A 20,079-nucleotide genomic window follows, 5' to 3' on the forward strand; every position below is an offset into this window, starting at 1 on the left:
CCGAGGCGCTCCCGGCCCGCGCCGAGGCGCCGCGCCCCGCGCCCGCGCCGCAACCCGAGGCCGGGCCGCGGCTGCGGCGCTTCGAGGACGTGGTGGCGCTGGCCGAGACGCGCCGGGACATCGCCCTCAAGATCAGCCTGGAGCGCGACGTCCACCTGGTGCGCTTCGAGGACGGCCGCATCGAGTTCCGCCTCGCCGAGGGCGGGCGCCAGACGCTCGCCAACGACCTCGCCCGGGCCCTCGACCTCTGGACGGGCCGGCGCTGGGTCGTCGCCCTGTCGAAGGAGCCCGGCGAGTCGACCCTCGCGGCCCGGGCCAGGGCCGCCGTCGAGAGCCGCCACCAGGGTGCCGCCGCCCACCCCCTGGTGCAGGCCGTGCTGAAGAACTTTCCGGGCGCCCAGATCGTCGACGTGCGCGAGAAGGCGCCCGAGGCGGAGGGTCCCGGCGACGCTCCGCCGCCGGAGCCCGAGGACGACGAGCCGTAGCGGGGCGCCGGCCGGCGCCCCACATCACGGCGGACAGAGCCCACGACCACCGACGCGAGGACACGCCATGCCCGACATCATGGGGATGATGAAGCAGTTCCAGGCCATGCAGCAGAAGATGGCCGACCTTCAGTCCGAGCTCGACACGGTCGAGGTCTCGGGCGCGTCCGGCGGCGGCGCCGTCGGCGTCACCATGACGGCGAAGGGCGAGGTCAGGAGCGTCACCCTCGAGGCCGCGCTGCTCGTGCCCGGCGAGAAGGAGATCCTGGAGGACCTGATCGTCGCGGCCGTGAACGACGCCAAGATCAAGGCCGAGCGCGCCGCCCAGGAGCGGATGCAGGAGCTGACGAAGGGCCTGCCGCTGCCGCCGGGCCTGAAGCTGCCGTTCTGACGCCCCGCGTCCCCGCCCCTACCCTGCCGGGGCCCGCGAGGGATCCCGGCCCTCCCCCCAGGTTGTCGAGAATCCCATGCCCCAGGCCGTCGCGGGTCCGGAGATCGAGCGGCTGATCCAGCTCCTGGCCCGGATGCCGGGCCTCGGGCCGCGCTCCGCCCGCCGGGCGGCGCTCCAGCTCATCAAGAAGCGCGAGGCGCTGCTCGCCCCCCTGGCGGACGCGATGCGGATCGCCGCCGACCGCATCGTGGTCTGCCACGAATGCGGCAACGTCGACACCTCCGAGCCCTGCACGATCTGCCGCGACCCGGCCCGCGATCCCTCGATCCTGGTGGTGGTCGAGGACGTCTCGGATCTCTGGGCGCTCGAGCGCTCGGGCGCCGTGACGGCGCGCTACCACGTGCTCGGGGGGGTGCTCTCGGCCCTCGACGGCGTGCGGCCCGAGCACCTGAACCTCGGCCGGCTGGTCGAGCGGGTGGGCGTGCCGGCGATGCGCGAGGTCATCCTGGCCCTCAGCGCCACGGTGGACGGCCAGACCACCGCCCACTACGTCACCGAACTGCTCACCCACCTGCCCGTGCGGGTGACGAAGCTCGCCCACGGCGTGCCGGTCGGGGGCGAGCTCGACTATCTCGACGAGGGCACGCTCTCGGCGGCGATCCGGCAGCGCACGGCCTTCTGACCGGGCCAGCCTTCCGGGCGCCCCGGCTCGCGCCGCGCGCGCGGTTGCGCGCGCGCGGGCGCATGCGCGCGTGCGCGCCCTGGAGGTTTGACCAGGAAGGCGCGAATCCCTATCTCGGTCCGGACTCGGCGCGCTCCGGCGCCCCCCACTCCCGACCCCCAGCGACCGATGACCATCCGCCCCCTCGTCATCCTGCCGGACGCGCGCCTGCGCGTGATCTCGGAGCCGGTCGGCACAATCACCGGCGAGGTGCGCAAGCTCGCGGCCGACATGCTCGAGACGATGTACGACGCGCCGGGCGTCGGCCTCGCGGGCATCCAGGTCGGCGAGCCGGTCCGGATCGTCACCATCGACACCTCGAAGGACAAGGAGGCGCGCAGCCCCCTGGTGATCCTCGATCCCGAGATCGTGTGGTCGTCGCAGGAGAGCCGCCCCTACGAGGAGGGCTGCCTCTCGATCCCCGAATACTACGCCGAGGTGGTGCGGCCCGACCGGGTGCGGGTGCGCTTCCGGACCCTCGACGGCGAGACGGTGGAGCAGGAGGCCGACGGCCTGCTGGCGACCTGCCTCCAGCACGAGATCGACCACCTCAACGGCGTGCTGTTCATCGACCACCTGTCGAAGCTCAAGCGCGATCGGGTGATGAAGAAGTTCGCCAAGGCCGCCAAGCGCGAGGCGGCCTGACCGGATGCCCCTCAAGGTCGTGTTCATGGGCACCCCGGACTTCGCGGTACCGACGCTGGCCGAGATCGTCGGCGGCGGCCACGAGGTCGCGGCCGTCTACACGCGGGCGCCGGCGCCGGCCGGCCGCGGCATGGCGCTCAAGCCCTCGCCCGTGCAGGCCCTCGCGGAGCGGTTCGGCCTGCCGGTGCTGACGCCGCGCTCCCTGCGCACCGAGGAGGCCGAAGCGACCTTCCGCCGCCACGGCGCCGACGTGGCGGTGGTGGTGGCCTACGGCATGATCCTGCCGCCGGCGATCCTGGACGCGCCGGCGCTCGGCTGCCTCAACCTGCACGCCTCGCTGCTGCCGCGCTGGCGCGGCGCCGCCCCGATCCAGCGCGCCGTGATGGCGGGCGATCCCGAGACCGGCGTCGCCGTGATGCGGATGGAGCCCGGCCTCGACACCGGCCCGGTGGCGATGCTGGAGCGGCTGGCGATCGGGCCCGACATGACCGCCGGGGAGCTGCACGACCGCCTGATGCCGCTCGGCGCCGACCTGATGGCCCGGGCGCTCGGGGCCCTGGAGCGCGGCAACCTGGGGTTCCGGCCCCAGCCCGAGGCCGGCGTCGTCTACGCCCGCAAGATCACCAACGAGGAGGCGCGGCTCGACTGGAGCGAGCCGGCCGACCTGCTGCACGACCGGATCCGCGGCCTCGCGCCGTTCCCGGGCGCCTTCGTGCTGGCGGATCTCGGCCGGGGGCCGGAGCGGCTCAAGGTGCTGCGGGCGCGGCGCGCGGAGGCCGCCGGGGAGCCGGGCGTCCTGCTCGACCCGGAGGGCACGGTCGCCTGCGGCCGCGGGAGCCTGCGCCTCGTGACGGTGCAGCCGGCCGGCAAGGCCGCGATGCCGGTCGGGGAGTTCCTGCGCGGACGGCGCCTCGCGCCGGGCGCCCGCCTCTGACGCCGCCCCCCGCCCCGCCATGCCCCGCTACAAGCTCGTGGTCGAGTACGACGGCACCGCCTTCGCGGGCTGGCAGCGCCAGGCCGCCGACCGCTCGGTGCAGCAGGCGCTTGAGGAGGCCATCGCGCGCTTCGCGAACGCGCCGGTCCGGGTGCATTGCGCCGGGCGCACCGACGCGGGCGTGCACGCGACCCACCAGGTGGTGCACCTCGACCTCGCCCGGGACTGGCGCACCGACACGGTGCGGGACGCCGCCAACGCGCACCTGCGGCCCGAGCCCGTGGCGGTGGTCAGCGCGGCCGTGGTGGAGCCGGGCTTCGACGCCCGCCACTCGGCGCTCAAGCGCCACTACCGCTACCGCATCCTCAACCGCCGCAGCCCGCCGGCCCTCGCCCGCGGCCGGGTCTGGCACGTGCCCTGGGCGCTCGACGCCGGCCTGATGCACGACGCCGCGCAGCGCCTCCTCGGCCGGCACGACTTCTCGGCCTTCCGGGCCGCCGAGTGCCAGGCGAACAGCCCCGTCCGCACCCTCGACCGCCTCGACGTGGCGCGGGACGGCGACGAGGTCGTGGTGCTGGCCGCCGCCCGCTCGTTCCTGCACCACCAGGTCCGCGGCATGGTCGGCACCCTGATGCTGGCCGGCGGCGGCCGGCTCACGCCCGAGGGCGTCCGCGCCGTGCTCGATTCCCGCGACCGCGGGCGCTGCGGCCCGCTCGCGCCGGCGGCCGGGCTGACGCTCGTCGGGGTCGACTACCCGTAGGGCCGGCCGCCGGCTGGGAGCGCGCCGCGATGCGGACGCGGAGGGCGGCACCCGGCCGCGTCGCCACCGGGTGCGGCGCTAGAGGCCGATCAGCGCGGCGATCATGTCGGCGCCCGCCGCGGCGGAGCGCTCGCCGGCCGCGACCGAGCGCTCGGTCTCGGCGGTCTTCGCGCGCACGGCGGCGCTGCCGGTCAGGCGCTGGTGCAGGCGCTCGTGGACGAGCGCCCACATCCACTTGGCGTCCTGCGCCCGGCGCCGCGCGGCGATCTCGCCCGTGGCGGTGAGCTTGGCGCGGTGGTCCAGCACGGCATCCCAGAGGGCGTCGAGCCCGTGGTTGGCCAGCCCCGAGACCGTGACCACCGGGGGCGTCCAGGCCGCGCTCGCGGGGGTCAGGATGTGGAGCGCCGCCCGGTACTCCGCGGCGGCCGCGGAGGCGCGCCGGCGGCCCTCCTCCCCGTCGGCCTTGTTGACGGCGATCATGTCGGCGAGTTCGAGGATGCCCTTCTTGATCCCCTGCAACTCGTCGCCGGCCCCGGGCAGCATCAGCACGAGGAAGAAGTCGGTGAGGTCGGCCACCGCGGTCTCGGACTGGCCGACGCCGACGGTCTCGACCAGCACCACGTCGAAGCCGGCGGCCTCGCAGAGCAGCATGGTCTCGCGGGTCTTCGCCGCGACCCCGCCGAGCGTGCCCGAGGAGGGCGAGGGCCGGATGTAGGCGTTCCGATCGGCGGCGAGGCGGGCCATCCGGGTCTTGTCGCCGAGGATCGAGCCGCCGGTGCGGGTCGAGCTCGGGTCGACCGCCAGCACCGCCACCTTGTGCCCCCGCGCCGTCAGGTTGGAGCCGAGGGCGTCGATGGTCGTGGACTTGCCCACGCCCGGCACGCCGGTGATGCCGACCCGCACCGCCCGGCCGGTATGCGGCAGCGCCGCGTCGAGGAGCGCGCGGGCGGCGGCGCGGTCGTCCGCCCGCTTCGACTCCACCAGCGTGATGGCGCGGGCGAGGGCCGCGCGCTGGCCCGCGAGGAGCTGGTCGAGGTCGGGAGCGGCGGGGCGGGTCATGGCGCCTTTGTGCCGGGAAGCGGCCATGCCGTCGAGGCCCCGCGGGAGCACGACCGGCCCGCGTCCGGGCGTGGCCGCCGTGCAACACGCGCCCGCCCGCGCTCCGGCGCCCCGGCGCGGCCACGCTCACGCCGCATCGGCCGCCTGATAGGGGTCCCGCAGATCAACCGGAGACCCGGTCGCCCTGGCCCGCGCGGCCGCGGGCGGCGGGCCTCCCCGCCGGCACCGGCCGGCCATGCAGGAACGGGCCTCGGACGCATGCCACAGACCATCCGGCCGACCCGCCGCGGCTTCGTTCGGCTCGGCGGCGCGTCGCTCGCCGCCGCGGCGCTCGGCGGCTGCTTCGGCGAGGGGGGGATCACCGGCGCGGTCTCGACGCCCGAGCGGCAATCGGCCCTCGACGTCAGCCCGCTGCTCCTGGTGGCGACGACCCGCCGGGCCGCCGAGCCCCCGTCGCGCCCCCCCTACTTCACCGACCAGCGCGGGCGCGGCCTCTCCTTCGCGGCCGTGCGCCTCGTGGCGCCCGACCGCTCCCTCGTCGGGAAGGTCTCGGCCGTCGTCACCGGGGACTGGCGCATCGCCTCGGTGCCGCGGGTCGAGGCGGGCCCGGGCGCCGCCGCCGCCTTCGCGGAGGCCGCGCTCGGGCGCGACGTGCTGCTCTACGTCCACGGCTACCGCCAGTCCTTCGAGAGCGCCGCGGTCAGCGCCGCCCAGCTCTCGGACGGCATCCGCTTCCGCGGCGTCTCGGGCCTGTTCACCTGGCCGTCCGCCGGCTCGACGTTCGATTACGGCTACGACCGCGAGAGCGCGCTCTGGTCGCGCGACGCCCTGGAGGACCTGCTGCGGGCGCTCGCGGCGGCGCAGTCCGGCGGGCGCATCCACGTCGTCGCCCACTCGATGGGCACGCTGCTCACGCTCGAGACCCTGCGGATGCTGCGGGCCGATGCCGGCGAGGCGGCGCTCGACAGGATCGGCGCCGTGGTGCTGGCGGCGCCCGACATCGACATCGACCTGTTCACCAGCGGCGTCGAGCGCCTCGGGCCCGCGGCCCGCAAGATCACGGTGATCTCCTCCACGAACGACCGGGCGCTCGAGCTCTCCAGCACCATCGCGGGCGGCGTGCTGCGGGCCGGGGCGGCCGACCGCTCGCGGCTCGAGGCCCTGGGGGTGCGGGTCGCGGACGCCTCCGAGTACGGCGGCGGCCTCATCAACCACGACCTGTTCCTGTCGAACGTCGAGGTGCAGCAGGTGGTCAAGCGCGCCGTGGCGCGGGCGGACGGGCGCTGACGCCGCGGTGACGGCGGCGGGGGCCGGCTTGCCCCCGCCGCACGCGGGGGCCGGCTTGCCCCCCGCCGCGCCCGGCGGCCGCCGGCCGCCTCGATCGCCCCCGCGCGCGCGGCGCGGGGAAACCGTCAGAGCCGCGCCTCCTCGAAGGCCCGCACCCACTCGGCGCAGATGCCCGATCGCACGATGTCGTCGAGGCCGAACTCGACGATCGGTACCGGCATCATCCGGCTCTTGACGAGGTGGATGACGGTGCGCAGGCCCGAGGTCTCGCGCAGGTCGGTCTGGGAGACGTCGCCGTTGATGATGACCTGCGTGCCGTCGCCGATGCGGGTCAGGAACATCTTGATCTCGGCCGGCGTCGTGTTCTGGGCCTCGTCGAGGATCACCAGGCAGTCCTTGAAGGTGCGGCCCCGCATCACCTCGAAGGGCACCACCTCGATGTCGCCGGCCTTGAGCGCGACGTCGAAGGCCCCCGCGCCCATGCGCTCCTTCATCGCCTCGGTCAGGGGCGCGACCCAGGGGGCGATCTTCTCCTCGAGGCTGCCGGGAAAGTAGCCGAGGGAGCGCCCGGCGGGCACGTTCGGCCGGGTGATCACCACCTTGGCGACGCGGCGCTGGCGCAGGAGATCCGCCGCCCGGGTGCCGGCGATGTAGGTCTTGCCGGTGCCGGCCGGCCCGAGGACGATGACTTGCGAATGGGAACCGAGGGCTTCGAGGTATTCGGCCTGGCGGGCCGTCATCGGCTGGATCGGAGGCGGGTTGCGCTCCTCCTCGAACCGGGTGCGGTGTATCCGGATCGAGCGGTCTTCGACCAGTTCAAGTCGTGCGCGTCGTCTCTTCATGGATCAACACTCCCACTGGACTTGCGGTGCCGATTTTCGTCTGCCCTCTCGTGTCCCAGGTCTCCTTTGTTCTTGAATGACTCAAACCCGTCGGGGCGCACCGGTTCCACGTGCGAGCGACGCGAGCGGTGGACAAGTCCGCACGCATCCCCCCGAGAGTAGGTGGGCCGGGATGGCGGAGCAATTCTTGCGCCGCACCATGAACCGGCAAAACCGAAAGTGACGGAGAGGAGCCGCCGTCCTGTGATGTAAAGTACACAGATCAGGACGCGGGACCGGTGGCCTTGCGGGACGATGGCGCGGATCGCGCGCGATCCGCCGTCCGGATGAGGTCGCCACCAGTCGCTGCTCCTCGGGCTCGCCCGCGCGCGGCGCGGGACGGGTCGTCGGCCGTCCGGGCCGGCGCGTCAGGCCGGCTGGACGAAGCTGTCGAGGACCATCTTCCGGCCGGCCTTGTCGAAGTCAACGGTGAGCTTGTTGCCGTCGACGGCCGTCACCAGGCCGGGCCCGAATTTGGTGTGGAAGATCCGCGCCCCGGCCTCGAAGGCCGCCGCGGCGCCGGTGGATTTCGCCACCAGGGTGCCGTCGATCTGCCGGGGTCCGCGCCGGGCGGCGGCCGGCGCGCCGCGGCCGTAGGAATCCTGCTGGCCCGCGGTGGCGGCCTGCGCCCGCTGCCATCCGGGGGTGGCGTAGGACGAGCCGAAGGGCGGCGCCTGCCGGTCGAAGCGCGAGGGCCCTTGCGCGTAGCCGGCCGGCGCCTCGATCACCGCGACGCTGGCCTCGGGCAATTCGTCGATGAAGCGGCTCGGCACCGTGCTCGACCACATGCCGTGGATGCGCCGGTTGACCGCGAACGAGATCTTGGCGCGCTTGCGCGCCCGGGTCAGGCCGACATGGGCGAGGCGGCGCTCCTCCTCGAGGCCGGCGCGGCCGCTCTCGTCGAGGGCCCGCTGGTTCGGGAACAGGCCGTGCTCCCAGCCCGGCAGGAACACGGTGTCGAATTCCAGGCCCTTGGCGGCGTGGAGCGTCATGAGGCTGACCCGGTCGCCGCCCTCCGCGTCGTTGGCGTCCATCACCAGGGCGATGTGCTCCAGGAAGCCGCCGAGGTCCGGGAACTCCTCCATCGAGCGCACGAGCTCCTTGAGGTTCTCCAGGCGCCCGGCGGCGTCGGCGGTGCGCTCCTTCTGCCACATCTCGGTGTAGCCGGATTCCTCCAGGATGGTCTGCGCCACCTCGGTGTGGGGCTGGTCCTCCAGGAGCTTGGCCCAGCGCGCGAAGCTCTGGCCGAGGGCCCGGAGGGTGGAGCGGGCCCTCGGCTTCAGCTCCTCGGTCTCGACGAGCATCCGGGCGGACTGGAGCAGCGGCACGCCGGCGCGGCGTGAGAGGCCGTGCAGGGCCTGGAGCGTGGCGTCGCCGAGGCCGCGCTTGGGCGTGTTGAAGATCCGCTCGAAGGCGAGGTCGTCGGCCGGGTTGGCGGTGACGCGCAGGTACGCGAGGGCGTCGCGCACCTCGGCCCGCTCGTAGAAGCGCGGGCCCCCGACCACCCGGTAGGGCAGGCCGAGCTGGACGAAGCGGTCCTCGACCTCGCGCATCTGGGCCGAGATGCGCACCAGCACGGCGATCTCCGCCAGGGGGTGGCCCTTGGCCTGGAGGCCCTCGATGGCCTCGCTGAGGAGCCGCGCCTCCTCCTCGGAATCCCAGGCGCCCGTGACCGTCACGGGCTCGCCCGCCACCGCCTCGGTGCGCAGGGTCTTGCCGAGGCGCCCCTCGTTGTGGGCGATCAGGGTCGAGGCCGCCGCCAGGATGTGGCCCGTCGAGCGGTAGTTGCGCTCGAGCCGCACCACCACGGCGCCCGGAAAGTCGTGCTCGAAGCGCAGGATGTTGTCGACCTCGGCGCCGCGCCAGCCGTAGATCGACTGGTCGTCGTCGCCCACGCAGGCGACGTTGCGGTGCCCCTGCGCGAGCAGGCGCAGCCAGAGGTACTGGGCGACGTTGGTGTCCTGGTACTCGTCGACCAGGATGTAGCGGAAGCGGTCCTGGTAGCTCCCGAGCAGGTCCGGGTTCTCGCGCCAGAGCCGCAGGCAGAGCAGCAGGAGGTCGCCGAAATCGACGGCGTTGAGGGACTTCAGCCGGTCCTGGTAGGCGGCGTAGAGCGGCCCGCCCTTGCCGAAGCCGAAGGCGGCGGCCTCGCCGGCGGGCACCTGCTCGGGCGCCAGGCCGCGGTTCTTCCAGCCGTCGATGGCGTGGGCGAGGCCGCGGGCGGGCCAGCGCTTCTCGTCGATGTCGGCGGCCGCGATCACCTGCTTGAGCAGGCGCAGCTGGTCGTCGGTGCCCAGGATGGTGAAGTCGGACCGGAGCCCGACGAGCTCGGCGTGGCGGCGCAGGATCTTGGTCCCGATGGCGTGGAAGGTGCCGAGCCAGGGCATCCCCTCCCCGGCCGGGCCGATGAGGGCGCCGATGCGCTCCTTCATCTCCCGGGCGGCTTTGTTGGTGAAGGTCACCGCCAGGATGTCGAAGGGCCGGGCGCGGCCCGTGGCGATCAGGTGGGCGATGCGGGTGGTGAGCACCCGGGTCTTGCCGGTGCCGGCCCCCGCCAGCACCAGGACCGGCCCGTCCGTCGCCTCGACGGCCCGGCGCTGCTCGGGGTTCAGCCCCTCCAGGTAGGCGGCCGGCGGCGGGGCCACGGCGGCGCGGGCGCGGGCTGCGATCGAGACGGGCGCCCCGGCGGCGGTTTCGCGAGTCATGTCCCTTCACTGGACCAAAACGCGAACGGCGTCGAGGGCGGGCGTGTCCAGAGGGCCCGAGCGCCCGCGGGCGAACACATCTGCGGGAGGCGGGGGCCGCGGGGGCCGGCCGGCCGGAACCTTCCCGGCCGTCCCGGCGTCGTCCCGCACGAGGCACCTTTCAGCACGATGGGAGACGAATCATGCGTGCGCATGCCCTCTTGATCCTCAGCGCGGCCCTGCTCGCCGCACCGCCCGTCCTGGCCCAGAGCCAGCGCACCACGCCGCGCGGCGAGCGGACCGTGGAGGGGTTGAACAACCAGATGGAGACTCAGGGCCAGATCCGGAGCATCCAGCAGCAGAACCAGTTCAACAACAGCCAGCTGCGCGGCGAGATGCGGCTCCAGCAGAGCCTGCCGCCGCCCCCGAGCGTGACGCTGCCGCTGCGCTGACGGGACGGTCCGGCGGCCGGTGCCGCCTCGGAAGCGGAGGCCGCGCGGCCTGCCGGTCAGTGCCGGATCCGGACCCCGCCCGCGGCGGCGAGCGCGCCGGACCCGGGCTTGTGGAGCGGGCGCCGGGACGGGATACCGATGACGCGGCCGAGATCCTCCGGCCGCGGCAGGCGGGCGTGCGAGCCCATCATCACGTCGAGGTTGGCCAGGATGTCGTCCGGGAACGGCGCGACCCGGCGCGTCGCGGGGTCGACGTGAAGGGAGAGGTTCTCGGAGGTGGCGGCGACCCACCCGTCCGTGGCGTGGCGGATCTCGGAGTAGAGGTGCAGCCGCTTCTCGTCGAAGCCCACGAGCTGAAGGGTCACCCGCACCGGATCGTCGAGGATCAGCTCGCGCCGGTAGCGCACGTGGACCTCGGCCGCGAAGGTCGTGCCCCGCCCCGCCTCCGTGTAGTCGGGGCCAAGACCCACGATCCCGTAGGCCTCGTCCACCGCGCGGTCGAACAGGACGTGGTAGTAGGCCAGGTTGAGGTGGCCGTTGTAATCGATCCAGGCCGGCTCGATCGCCATCGTGGACGACACGAAGGGCGCGAAGAAGAAGACCGATGCGGAACGCTCGTCAGCCATCGTGGGGCTCCCGGCCAAGCGCAGCGGGATGAAAAGGGCGTCTTTCGACGTAGCATGCTTCAAACGGGGATGCACCCCCGAAAGCCTTGCACCTTGGGGCAACCCCGCCCGTGCGCGAGGGGCTTCCGGCACCCCTGCCGCCTCGGTATGCCGGCACCCGTCCGTCTGATAGGTTCGCGGGCAAAAGCGCGAGTCCCTCCGCGCCCCTCACCGGGAGGTCGAGACCCCATGAACGCCCAGAGCCCCGCCCCGCGCCAGCGCCCCGACCCGGAGTCCGTCGCGGCCGTGATCCAGGCGCTGCACGCGCAGTTCGGCAACCGCGTCGTCACGAGCCAGGCGGTGCGCGAGCAGCACGCCAGCACGCTCACCTGGGTGCCGAACCAGCCGCCGGACGCGGTGATCTACGCCGAGAGCACCGAGGACGTGCAGGCGGTCGTGCGGCTGTGCGCGGCCCACCGCGTGCCGGTGGTGGCCTTCGGCACCGGCACCTCGCTCGAGGGGCACGTCAACGCGCCCTTCGGCGGCATCTCCATCGACCTCATGAGCATGAACAAGGTGCTGGCGGTCCACGCCGAGGACCTCGACTGCGTGGTCCAGCCCGGCATCACCCGCAAGGCGCTGAACGAGCACCTGCGCGACCAGGGCCTGTTCTTCCCGATCGATCCCGGGGCCGACGCCTCGCTCGGCGGCATGGCGGCGACGCGGGCCTCCGGCACCAACGCGGTGCGCTACGGGACCATGAAGGACAACGTGCTCGCGCTCACCGCCGTGATGCCGAACGGCGACATCGTCCGGACCGGCCCGCGGGCCCGCAAGACCTCGGCGGGCTACGACCTCGCGCGCCTGCTCGTCGGCTCGGAGGGCACGCTCGGCATCATCACGGAGCTGACCCTCAAGCTGTCCGGGATCCCGGAGGCGATCTCGGCCGGCGTCTGCCCGTTCCCGAGCATCAAGGCGGCCTGCGACGCCGTGATCGTGACGATCCAGTCCGGCCTGCCGGTGGCCCGCATCGAGCTCCTCGACGAGGTGCAGGTCGCGGCCTGCAATGCCTACTCGAAGCTCACCCTGCCGGAGACTCCGCTGCTGCTCGTGGAGTTCCACGGCTCCGAGGCGAGCGTGCGCGAGCAGGCCGAGCGCTTCGGCGAGATCGCGGCCGATTTCGGCGGCGGTCCCTACGAGTGGGCGACGAAGGCCGAGGACCGCACCCGCCTCTGGCAGGCCCGCCACGACGTCTACTGGGCCGCCGTCGGCATGCGTCCGGGCGCCAAGGTGATCGCCACGGACGTCTGCGTGCCGATCTCGCGCCTCGCCGAGTGCGTGGACGAGACCAAGCGGGACATCGTGGAGCACGGCCTGACCGCCCCGATCGCCGGCCACGTCGGCGACGGCAACTTCCACACCTCGCCGCTCGTGATGATGGACGACCCCGACGAGATCGCCCGCGTCACGGGCTTCATCGAGCGCCTCGTCGCCCGGGCGCTCGCCATGGAGGGCACCTGCACGGGCGAGCACGGCATCGGCCAGAAGAAGATGCGCTTCATGGAGGCCGAGCACGGGGCCGAGGCCCTGAACCTGATGCGCACCCTCAAGCGCGCCATCGACCCGGACAACATCATGAATCCCGGGAAGGTCGTGGCGGTCTGAGCCGCGCGGGCGGGCCGAGGCCCGCCCTCACGGCCGCGGGGGCGCCCCGTCCGTCGTGAAGGTGCCCTCGAAGCGGCCGCGCTGGGTGTCGGCCGCGCAGGCGACCGTCGAGCGGCCGGGACCGGCCTGCGGGAAGCGGCAGGTGCCGACGGTCATCAGGGTGTCGCGGCTGATGCCGCCGTCGGCGGCCTTGACGCTCACGACCACGGCGCTCACCGGCTGCGAGGCGTCGACCCCGACTTCGGGCTGGGGCTCCTGCGGCATGCCGGTGCCGCTGAAGCTGACCGTGGTGCCGTCGCTGGCGCTGAAGTCGAAGGTCGTGCGGCGCCCCTGGACGGCGTTGATCACGCTGTCGCCGCAGGTCGGCGTGACGTCCCGCCCGGCCACGACCAGGCGCTCGCAGGTCCCCTTGAGGACGTTCCGGGCGAGGGGCTGCGCCCGCGCCTCGAGCGCGCAGGCGAGGGTGAGCAGGAGGGCGGCGGTGAGGAGGCGGGTCAGCATGCCGGCAATGTAGGCATGGGGCCGGCGCCGTCGAGGCCGGCGCCCGGGCGGGGCCTTTCCCCCAAGGGCCCGCGCCGACCGGTCGCCCCTCGGCGGGAACGCCCCCCGGCGGCGCCCTATCCCAGCGCCTGCGCCACGGCGTCGGCCGCCCGCTCGCCCTCCTCGTAGGCGCCGCCGGCGGTTCCCCATTGCAGCCGCGACAGGGCCTCGCCGGCAAACCAGATCCGGTCGCCCACGGACGCCTTGAGCAGGTCGCGGGCGCCGGCATGGCCCGGCGGCACCACGGCCCAGGAGCCGCGCGACCAGGGGTCGTGGCGCCACTCGGTCACGGCCGGCACCGCGAGGTCGCCCAGGAGCCCCCGGCCGACATGCTCGGCCAGGGAGGCCCGCACCAGGCGCCGGGCCCCGTCGGCCCCGGCCCGGGCGGCGTCGAGGCGGGCCGCGAGGGGCGCGTCGAGCTCGAAGTAGTGGAAGGGCGTGCCGTCGACGCGGGTCAGGAGGCCCGGGGGCTGGAGCCGGCCCTCCGTCAGGCTGGCGAGGCGGTCGCGGCCCCGGAACGGCGCCGAGGGCCAGTGCAGCACGACGTGCTCGTAGATCCCGGCGCTGAAGCCGTCGATGGCGCCGCGGACCGGGTCCGGCAGGGGCGGCGAGAAGGCGACGGCGTCCCGCAGCACCATCACGGGCGCGGTCACGATGGCGGCCCGGGCGCGCAGGCGCCCGTGCGCGCCGGCCTCCAGCGTCACCCCCGGGCCCGACCAGTCGATCGCCCGCACGGGCGCCGCGAGGGCGACCGGGAGGCCGGCCGCCAGCCGCGCCAGGTAGGCGCCGTACCCCCCGGCCACGAAGTGGTTGTCGCCGTACTCCATGCTGGGGAAGTCGTGCAGGCTGACCTCGCCGAGGGGCCGGCCGGAGACGAGGCCGTGCACCAGGGCGACGCGCCGGCCCCAGGGGCCGAGCCCCGGCGGCAGGGCGGTCGCGGCCGGCCGGTCGGGGCCGCCGAGGCGGGCGCCGTCGCTCATCGCCCGGTCGGCCACCGACCAGGCCCGCGCGAAGGCCGCCTCCTCCGCCGGGCGGCCCCGGCGCCGCCCGACCCAGAGGTGGCTCTCCTGCGCGGCCCGGCGCAGGGGCTCGCCGCGGGCGAGGCCGAGCTGCACCAGCGGGTTGATCGGGCCGGCATGGAGCCAGTGCGCCCCGAGGTCGACCGGGTGGCCGCGCAGGGCGGTGGTGAGCGTGCGTCCGCCGACGCGGTCGCGGGCCTCCAGCACCGCCACGCGGAGCCCCCGGGCGAGGAGGCGCCGCGCCGCCGCGATCCCGGCGCTGCCGGCGCCGACCACCACGACGTCGGGATCGGCCGGCAGGGGCGCGAGGGCGGGCCGCAGGGTCGGGGCGAGGTGCCGGTGGGCGTGCGGCGCGGGGCCGGCCGTCATCGGCTCCCCTCCGGCTCCGGGCCCGAGGCCCGCACCGCCGCCTCGATCCCGGAGAGCCAGCGGGAGAGCCGGGCGCGGTTGACCCCGAGGTCGCCGCGCCCGATCTGGCTGCGGGAGTAGAGCGCGAGGCTCGAGCGCCCCTCGCCGCGGCCGACGATCTCGACCGTGATGGTGTCGGGAAACCGCATCAGCCGGGAGCGCGCCACGTAGCGGTCCTGCTCGCCCCAGCGGTCGCTGAACACCAGGGCGGTGCGCGGCTCGGCCTCGGCCACCGCCCGCACGATCTCGCGCAGGCGCGCGCCGGGCACCGGGTAATCCGGGGGCACGAAGTCGGCCTTGGCCTGCGGGCAGACGTCGGGCGGGCAGGCGAGCGCGTCGTTGGGCGACGCGCGCCGGCGCAGGGTCGCGAACTCCACCGGCCCGAGGTCCGGCGGCCCGAACAGCCGGATCCAGACCTCCTCGATGCCGCCCGGCTCCTCTCCCCGACCGATCACCACCGCACCTCCGATCAATACCCCGAGGCCGAGCGCGAGCAGCAGCCGCCCGAGCCGCCTCATCGCGCCGGCCGGACGCGCCAGACCCGGAGCGGCGTGTCCTTCATGGGGATCGCTTCCAGCCCCTGCGGCGACACCTCGCCCCAGGCCAGCTTCCTGGCGAACGGCGTGACCCCGCCGGTCGCCCCCGGCTGCGGGCAGACCACGATGTAGGCCGCATGCTGCTGCTCGGCCACCCGGCGCAGGTCCGCCTCGCTGCGGAATCCCTCGAGGGCCGCCACCAGCCCCTCGCTCGCGCGGTGGTAGGGCGCCGCCACGACCGCGTGGTGGCCGTGCAGGAGCAGGCTCGGGCCGAGATCGATCTCGGCCAGGACGATGCCGGGCGGCAACGCGTCGAGGGCCGCGACGGCGCGCCGCGCGATGCAGGCCTCCCAGGCGCCGCCCGACGGCGCCTCGGCCGCCCCCGACAGCGCGGCCGGCACGGCGGCGAGGAGGAGCCAGAGCTTGCCGAACAGGCCGGCCGCGAGGCCCGCGAAGGCCGCCCGCCGGCCGAGGGTGGCGCCGGGCGCGCGCAGGTCGCCGAGGAGGCGGTCGAGGACGGGCCCCGCCACGAGGGGCACGAGGCCGCTCGCCACGTAGAGGCCGCGGAACTGCGCGACCCCCATGAGGACTCCGACCCACAGGAAGCCGGCGGCGATCCGGCAGGCCCGGGCCTGCGCCGGCGGCACCCGCGCGGCCCCGAGGGTCGCGGCGAGCGCGGCCGCGAGGACCGGCATGAAGGTCGCGAGCGTCTCCCCCGGATACGGCTGCAGGCTCCGCCACAGGGGCAGCATCTCGCGCACCTGCGCGAGCCAGCTCTGGCGCACGATCTCGGGCATCTCCCCGAAGGGCCCCGCCGCGCAGGCCGGAAACAGCAGGAGGAAGCCCCCCACGGCGACCAGCCCGCCCGCGAGGACGAGCCCGAGCCGCGCCCCGGACCCGCTCGGCGCGTCGCGCCGGGCTTGCGCGTCGTGCCGGGCTTGCGCGTCGTGCCGGGCTTGCGCGTCGTGCCGGGTAAGCGCTTGGCGCCGGGCTTGCGCTTGGCGCCGGGCTTGCGCTTGGCGCCGGGCTTGCGCTTGGCGCCGGGAGAGCCACGCGGCGGCGGCGGTCGTGACCGCGGCGGCGGCGCAGAGCCAGAGCCAGGGCGGCGAGAGGGCGTCGCAGGCGGGGGCGGACCAGTGGGCGGGCGCGGTCTGCGCGAGGAAGAGCGCGAGGCTCCCGGCCGGGAGCGCCAGCCCGAAGCCCAGGAAGGGGCGCAGGGCCGCCGGCCCGGAGACGATCCAGGCGCCGGCCAGGATGAGGCCGGCCCCGGCGACGAAGGGCAGCGCCTCGAGGCCCACCGCCAGGGACAGGGCGCCGAGCCCGCCCGCCAGCGCGCCGTCGCGCCAGGTCGGGGCCGCCCGCATCAGGCAGAGGGCGAGGCCCAGGATCGCGCAGACCTGGACGTTGTGGTGGTCGATCCGCCCGGGGGCGAACAGGGAGGCGAGCAGGGGGGTCTGGGCCGCCGCGAACACCGCGAGCGCCCCGGCCCGCCAGCCGAAGGCGCCCCGCACGCCGCGGGCGAGCAGCGCGGCGTAGAGGACGAACAGCAGGAGCGGCCAGGCCAGCGCCGCGAACCCCTCCGCCCGGGCGGACCCGACGAGGGGGCGGGCGAGGCGGATCAGCCCGGCGACCGGCACGTCGACGAGGCGCGACCAGTGCATCGGCGGCGCCCCCGGCGGCAGGTGCCGGTGCTGGACGAGGTCGAACCAGGGCTGCCCGGCCACGAAGTCGCGCACCTCCACGAGGCGCATGGCGTCGTCGGTGTCGGGCAGGCGCAGGTCGCGCAGCACCGCCCAGAGGTCGCGCACGGGGTAGAGGCCGATCAGGGCCGCCGCGACGAGGCCCCCGATCACGATCCTCGAGTCGAACAGCGAGCGGGCGACGGCCGGGCGCGGCCGGGGCTCGGTCAGGGGGGCGGCGAGCATGGGAGCGGGTCTTCCGGGGCGGCTCGTCCGGCATCGCACGCGCGACCTTACCCTCGGGTTAGCGGGGGGCCCGCGCGGGAGAACGTGGTCAGCCCTTCTTTACCTTCGCGCCCGTATGGTCCCTCGAGCCGACGACGCCGCGGCCCGCGACCCGCCGCCCCGGAGCCCTCCCGCCGATGAGCCAACACACCGAGACGCTGGTCATCGGCGCCGGACCGGCGGGCCTGACCGCCGGCTACATGCTGGCCAGGGAGGGCCGCGCCGTGACCGTGCTGGAGCGCGACCCCGGCCAGGTCGGCGGCATCAGCCGCACCGTCTCGTACAAGGGCTTCCTGTTCGACATCGGCGGGCACCGCTTCTTCTCGAAGGCGCAGGAGGTGGTCGACCTCTGGGACGAGATCCTGCCGAACGACTTCATCGAGCGGCCGCGCCTGTCGCGGATCTACTACAAGGGCCGCACCTACGCCTACCCGCTCAGGGCCTTCGAGGCCCTGCGCAACCTCGGCCTCCTGGAGAGCGCGGCCTGCGTCGCCTCCTACCTGTGGGCCAGGGCCCGGCCGGTCGCGGAGCCGAAGAGCTTCCACGACTGGGTGCGCAACCAGTTCGGGGAGCGCCTGTTCGCGATCTTCTTCAAGACCTACACCGAGAAGGTGTGGGGCATGTCCTGCGACGCGATCTCGGCGGACTGGGCGGCCCAGCGCATCAAGGGCCTCGACCTCGGGGCCGCGATCCGCGACGCCCTCGCGCGCTCCCTCGGGAGCCGGCGCCGGCGCCGGCCCCGGGCCGGCGAGCCGGTGATCAAGACCCTGATCGAGTCCTTCCGCTATCCCCGCCGCGGTCCCGGCATGATGTGGGACGCCGCCGCGGCGGCGATCCGCCGGAACGGCGGCGAGGTGCTGCTCGGCCGGAGCGTCGACACCCTGTCGTACGACGCCCCGAGCGGCATCTGGACCGTGAGCGCGAAGCGCCAGGACGGCACCCGCGAGACCTTCACGGCCCGCAACGTGGTCTCCTCGGCGCCGATCCGCGAGCTCGTCGCGGCGATCCGGCCGGCGCCGATCAGCACCTTCCAGGCGCGGGCGCTGCGCTACCGCGACTTCCTCACCGTGGCGCTGATCGCGCGGGCGCGAGAGGGGTTCCCGGACAACTGGATCTACATCCACGACCCCTCGGTGAAGGTGGGCCGGGTGCAGAACTTCCGCTCCTGGTCGCCCGAGATGGTGCCCGACCCGGCCTATACCTGCCTCGGCCTCGAGTATTTCTGCTTCGAGGGCGACGGGCTGTGGGCCGCGCCGGATTCCGAGCTGATCGCGCTCGCCCGCCGCGAGATCGGCCGCCTCGGCCTGATCGACCCCGCCGACGTGGTCGATGCCTGCGTGGTGCGCCAGCCCAAGGCCTACCCGGTCTACGACGACGCCTACCGGGAGAACGTCGCGACGGTGCGCCGGGACCTGGAGGGCTCCTACCCGACCCTGCACCTCGTCGGCCGCAACGGCATGCACAAGTACAACAACCAGGACCACGCCATGATGACCGCCATGCTGACGGCGCGCAACATCCTGGCGGGCGAGCGCCGCCACGACGTCTGGAGCGTCAACGAGGACGCCGAGTACGCCGAGGCCGGGCTCCCGGGCGCCCGCGAGGCGCTGCGCAGCGAGCGCCAGGTGCCCCGCCGGGTGGCGTAGGGCAACGCGGCGCCCGCCCGCGGGGCGCGCCCGGCCGCCCCGGCCCCGTCGGGGCCCCGGCGAGGACAGCGCGGCGGCCTTGCCGCCGGCGTCCGCGGCAGCGCGAGCGCTTCACACGGCTCGGGCGTTTGACTAAGGAGCCGGCAGGACCCCGCTGAAGGACCCCCGACCATGACCGGCTTCGACACCGTCGGCCTGACCCGGCCCGCTTCGCAGCTCGTGACCGTGTTCGGGGGATCGGGCTTCCTCGGGCGGCACGTGGTGCGGGCGCTCGCCAAGCGCGGCTACCGCATCCGCGTCGCGGTGCGCCGGCCCGACCTCGCGCAGTTCCTCCAGCCCCTCGGGCGCGTGGGCCAGATCGTCGCCGTGCAGGCGAACCTGCGCAACCCCGCCTCGATCACGCGGGCGGCCGAGCACGCCGACATCGTGGTCAACCTCGTGGGCATCCTGCAGGAGAGCGGCAAGCAGAGCTTCCACCGGCTGCAGGCGGAGGGCGCCGGCGAGGTCGCCCGCGCGGCGGCCGCCTTGGGCGCGCCGGTCGTGCACGTCTCGGCCCTCGGGGCGGACGCGGAATCGGGCTCGGTCTACGCCCGCACCAAGGCGATGGGCGAGGCGCGGGTGCGCGACGCCCGCCCGGACGCCGTGATCCTGCGGCCCTCCATCGTGTTCGGGCCGGGCGACAGCTTCTTCAACCGCTTCGCCAGCCTCGCCCGGCTCCTGCCGGTCCTGCCCCTCGCGGGTGCCGGGACCCGGATGCAGCCGATCTTCGTCGGCGACGTCGCCGAGGCGGTCACCCGGGCGGTCGAGGGCCAGGTCAAGGGCGGGACGGTCTACGAGCTCGGCGGGCCGGAGATCCTGACGCTCCAGGCGCTGGTCGAGTACACCCTCGCGGTCACGATGCGCCGCCGCGTGGTGCTGCCGGTGCCGGGCCCGCTCGCCCGGGTCCAGGCCCGCGCGATGGAGTTCGCCGACACCCTCACCCTCGGGCTCCTGCCCGACACCCTCAAGCTCACCCGCGACCAGGTCACGCTCCTGGAGAGCGACAACGTGGTCTCGGAGGCCGCCCGGGCGGAGGGGCGCACCATCGAGGGCCTCGGCATCGCGCCGACCGCCATCGAGGCCGTGGTGCCGGGCTACCTCTGGCGCTTCCGCAAGGCCGGCCAGTTCGCCACCGGCCGCGGCACTCCCGGGATGGCGGCGACGCCCGACCTGATGGCGCCGGAGCCCATGGGCGCCGGCTCGCAGCACCACCCGCAGGACGCCTCGGGCCCGGCGGTGGGCCAGCAGGCCGCGGGCGCCGGGCCGGCGCCGGGCATGCGCTGGGGCAAGCGGCGCTGAGGCGCGCCGGCTCCCCTCCCCGGCCGCGGGGGATCGCCGCGCCGGCTTCACGCATCCGA

18 protein-coding genes and 1 pseudogene are annotated in these 20,079 nt (G+C 74.9%); 11 read left to right on the forward strand and 8 right to left on the reverse strand.

The window, feature by feature from the left end:
- The 6 genes and pseudogenes from DT057_RS19570 to truA form a co-directional block, all read left to right on the forward strand.
- Positions 1-485 (forward strand): annotated as a pseudogene (locus tag DT057_RS19570) (DNA polymerase III subunit gamma/tau); the annotation flags it as partial.
- A gap of 67 nt (positions 486-552) precedes the next feature.
- Positions 553-876 carry a YbaB/EbfC family nucleoid-associated protein gene (locus DT057_RS19575; RefSeq protein WP_128563781.1) on the forward strand — a complete coding sequence of 108 codons (324 nt, stop codon included), beginning with the start codon at positions 553-555 and terminating at the stop codon, positions 874-876.
- Between the two features lie 76 nt (positions 877-952).
- Complete coding sequence (gene recR / locus DT057_RS19580) at positions 953-1,558, forward strand: recombination mediator RecR (RefSeq protein WP_128563782.1); 606 nt, start codon at positions 953-955, stop codon at positions 1,556-1,558.
- Positions 1,559-1,726: 168 nt separating this feature from the next.
- The gene (gene def, locus DT057_RS19585) at positions 1,727-2,242 is read left to right on the forward strand and encodes a peptide deformylase (protein WP_128563783.1); all 516 of its coding nucleotides are present in this window, start codon (positions 1,727-1,729) and stop codon (positions 2,240-2,242) included.
- Between the two features lie 4 nt (positions 2,243-2,246).
- Positions 2,247-3,176 (forward strand): methionyl-tRNA formyltransferase, encoded by a 930-nt coding sequence (gene fmt / locus DT057_RS19590; RefSeq protein ID WP_128563784.1) that lies wholly within the window; start codon positions 2,247-2,249, stop codon positions 3,174-3,176.
- Positions 3,177-3,195: 19 nt separating this feature from the next.
- Complete coding sequence (truA, locus tag DT057_RS19595; RefSeq protein ID WP_128563785.1) at positions 3,196-3,936, forward strand: tRNA pseudouridine(38-40) synthase TruA; 741 nt, start codon at positions 3,196-3,198, stop codon at positions 3,934-3,936.
- A 78-nt stretch (positions 3,937-4,014) separates the two neighbouring features.
- On the opposite strand, the gene meaB is transcribed toward truA, so the two are convergent.
- Positions 4,015-4,995 carry a methylmalonyl Co-A mutase-associated GTPase MeaB gene (meaB, locus tag DT057_RS19600; RefSeq protein ID WP_128563786.1) on the reverse strand — a complete coding sequence of 327 codons (981 nt, stop codon included), beginning with the start codon at positions 4,993-4,995 and terminating at the stop codon, positions 4,015-4,017.
- Positions 4,996-5,253: 258 nt separating this feature from the next.
- On the opposite strand from meaB, the gene DT057_RS19605 reads away from it, so the two are divergent.
- Positions 5,254-6,282 carry an alpha/beta hydrolase gene (locus tag DT057_RS19605; protein WP_128563787.1) on the forward strand — a complete coding sequence of 343 codons (1,029 nt, stop codon included), beginning with the start codon at positions 5,254-5,256 and terminating at the stop codon, positions 6,280-6,282.
- 125 nt (positions 6,283-6,407) lie between these two features.
- Here the strand turns inward: DT057_RS19605 and DT057_RS19610 are convergent, their stop codons facing one another.
- Together DT057_RS19610 and DT057_RS19615 are read right to left on the reverse strand one after the other, a co-directional pair.
- Positions 6,408-7,124: a PhoH family protein gene (locus tag DT057_RS19610; RefSeq protein WP_128563788.1), complete on the reverse strand. Its 717-nt coding sequence runs from the start codon at positions 7,122-7,124 to the stop codon at positions 6,408-6,410.
- Positions 7,125-7,531: 407 nt separating this feature from the next.
- On the reverse strand, positions 7,532-9,868 hold the full coding sequence (locus DT057_RS19615; RefSeq protein WP_128563789.1) for an ATP-dependent helicase: 2,337 nt from the start codon (positions 9,866-9,868) through the stop codon (positions 7,532-7,534).
- A gap of 182 nt (positions 9,869-10,050) precedes the next feature.
- Here DT057_RS19615 and DT057_RS19620 point away from each other — a divergent pair, with 182 nt between their 5' ends.
- The gene (locus DT057_RS19620) at positions 10,051-10,299 is read left to right on the forward strand and encodes a hypothetical protein (RefSeq protein ID WP_128563790.1); all 249 of its coding nucleotides are present in this window, start codon (positions 10,051-10,053) and stop codon (positions 10,297-10,299) included.
- Between the two features lie 56 nt (positions 10,300-10,355).
- Here DT057_RS19620 and DT057_RS19625 read toward each other — a convergent pair whose 3' ends face one another.
- A complete protein-coding gene (locus tag DT057_RS19625) occupies positions 10,356-10,925 on the reverse strand; it encodes a thioesterase family protein (RefSeq protein ID WP_128563791.1) in 570 nt (189 codons plus the stop codon).
- 228 nt (positions 10,926-11,153) lie between these two features.
- On the opposite strand from DT057_RS19625, the gene DT057_RS19630 reads away from it, so the two are divergent.
- Positions 11,154-12,569 carry an FAD-binding oxidoreductase gene (locus tag DT057_RS19630; RefSeq protein ID WP_128563792.1) on the forward strand — a complete coding sequence of 472 codons (1,416 nt, stop codon included), beginning with the start codon at positions 11,154-11,156 and terminating at the stop codon, positions 12,567-12,569.
- Between the two features lie 27 nt (positions 12,570-12,596).
- Here the strand turns inward: DT057_RS19630 and DT057_RS19635 are convergent, their stop codons facing one another.
- The 4 genes from DT057_RS19635 to DT057_RS19650 all read right to left on the reverse strand — a co-directional run bounded on the left by DT057_RS19635 (position 12,597) and on the right by DT057_RS19650 (position 16,997).
- Positions 12,597-13,070 (reverse strand): hypothetical protein, encoded by a 474-nt coding sequence (locus tag DT057_RS19635; RefSeq protein WP_128563793.1) that lies wholly within the window; start codon positions 13,068-13,070, stop codon positions 12,597-12,599.
- Positions 13,071-13,186: 116 nt separating this feature from the next.
- Positions 13,187-14,497, reverse strand: coding sequence for a flavin monoamine oxidase family protein (locus DT057_RS19640; protein WP_128563794.1), 1,311 nt, complete (start codon positions 14,495-14,497; stop codon positions 13,187-13,189).
- Complete coding sequence (locus tag DT057_RS19645) at positions 14,494-14,991, reverse strand: DUF1499 domain-containing protein (protein WP_238313392.1); 498 nt, start codon at positions 14,989-14,991, stop codon at positions 14,494-14,496. The genes DT057_RS19640 and DT057_RS19645 overlap by 4 nt, the downstream gene beginning before the upstream one ends.
- Positions 14,992-15,050: 59 nt before the next feature.
- Positions 15,051-16,997 (reverse strand): hypothetical protein, encoded by a 1,947-nt coding sequence (locus tag DT057_RS19650; RefSeq protein ID WP_128563796.1) that lies wholly within the window; start codon positions 16,995-16,997, stop codon positions 15,051-15,053.
- Between the two features lie 176 nt (positions 16,998-17,173).
- On the opposite strand from DT057_RS19650, the gene DT057_RS19655 reads away from it, so the two are divergent.
- Positions 17,174-18,682, forward strand: coding sequence for an NAD(P)/FAD-dependent oxidoreductase (locus DT057_RS19655; protein ID WP_128563797.1), 1,509 nt, complete (start codon positions 17,174-17,176; stop codon positions 18,680-18,682).
- A gap of 171 nt (positions 18,683-18,853) precedes the next feature.
- Positions 18,854-20,020: a complex I NDUFA9 subunit family protein gene (locus DT057_RS19660; protein ID WP_128563798.1), complete on the forward strand. Its 1,167-nt coding sequence runs from the start codon at positions 18,854-18,856 to the stop codon at positions 20,018-20,020.
- Positions 20,021-20,079 lie beyond the last annotated feature (59 nt).

It is taken from the genome of Methylobacterium crusticola, from assembly GCF_003574465.1.
Taxonomy (GTDB): domain Bacteria; phylum Pseudomonadota; class Alphaproteobacteria; order Rhizobiales; family Beijerinckiaceae; genus Methylobacterium; species Methylobacterium crusticola.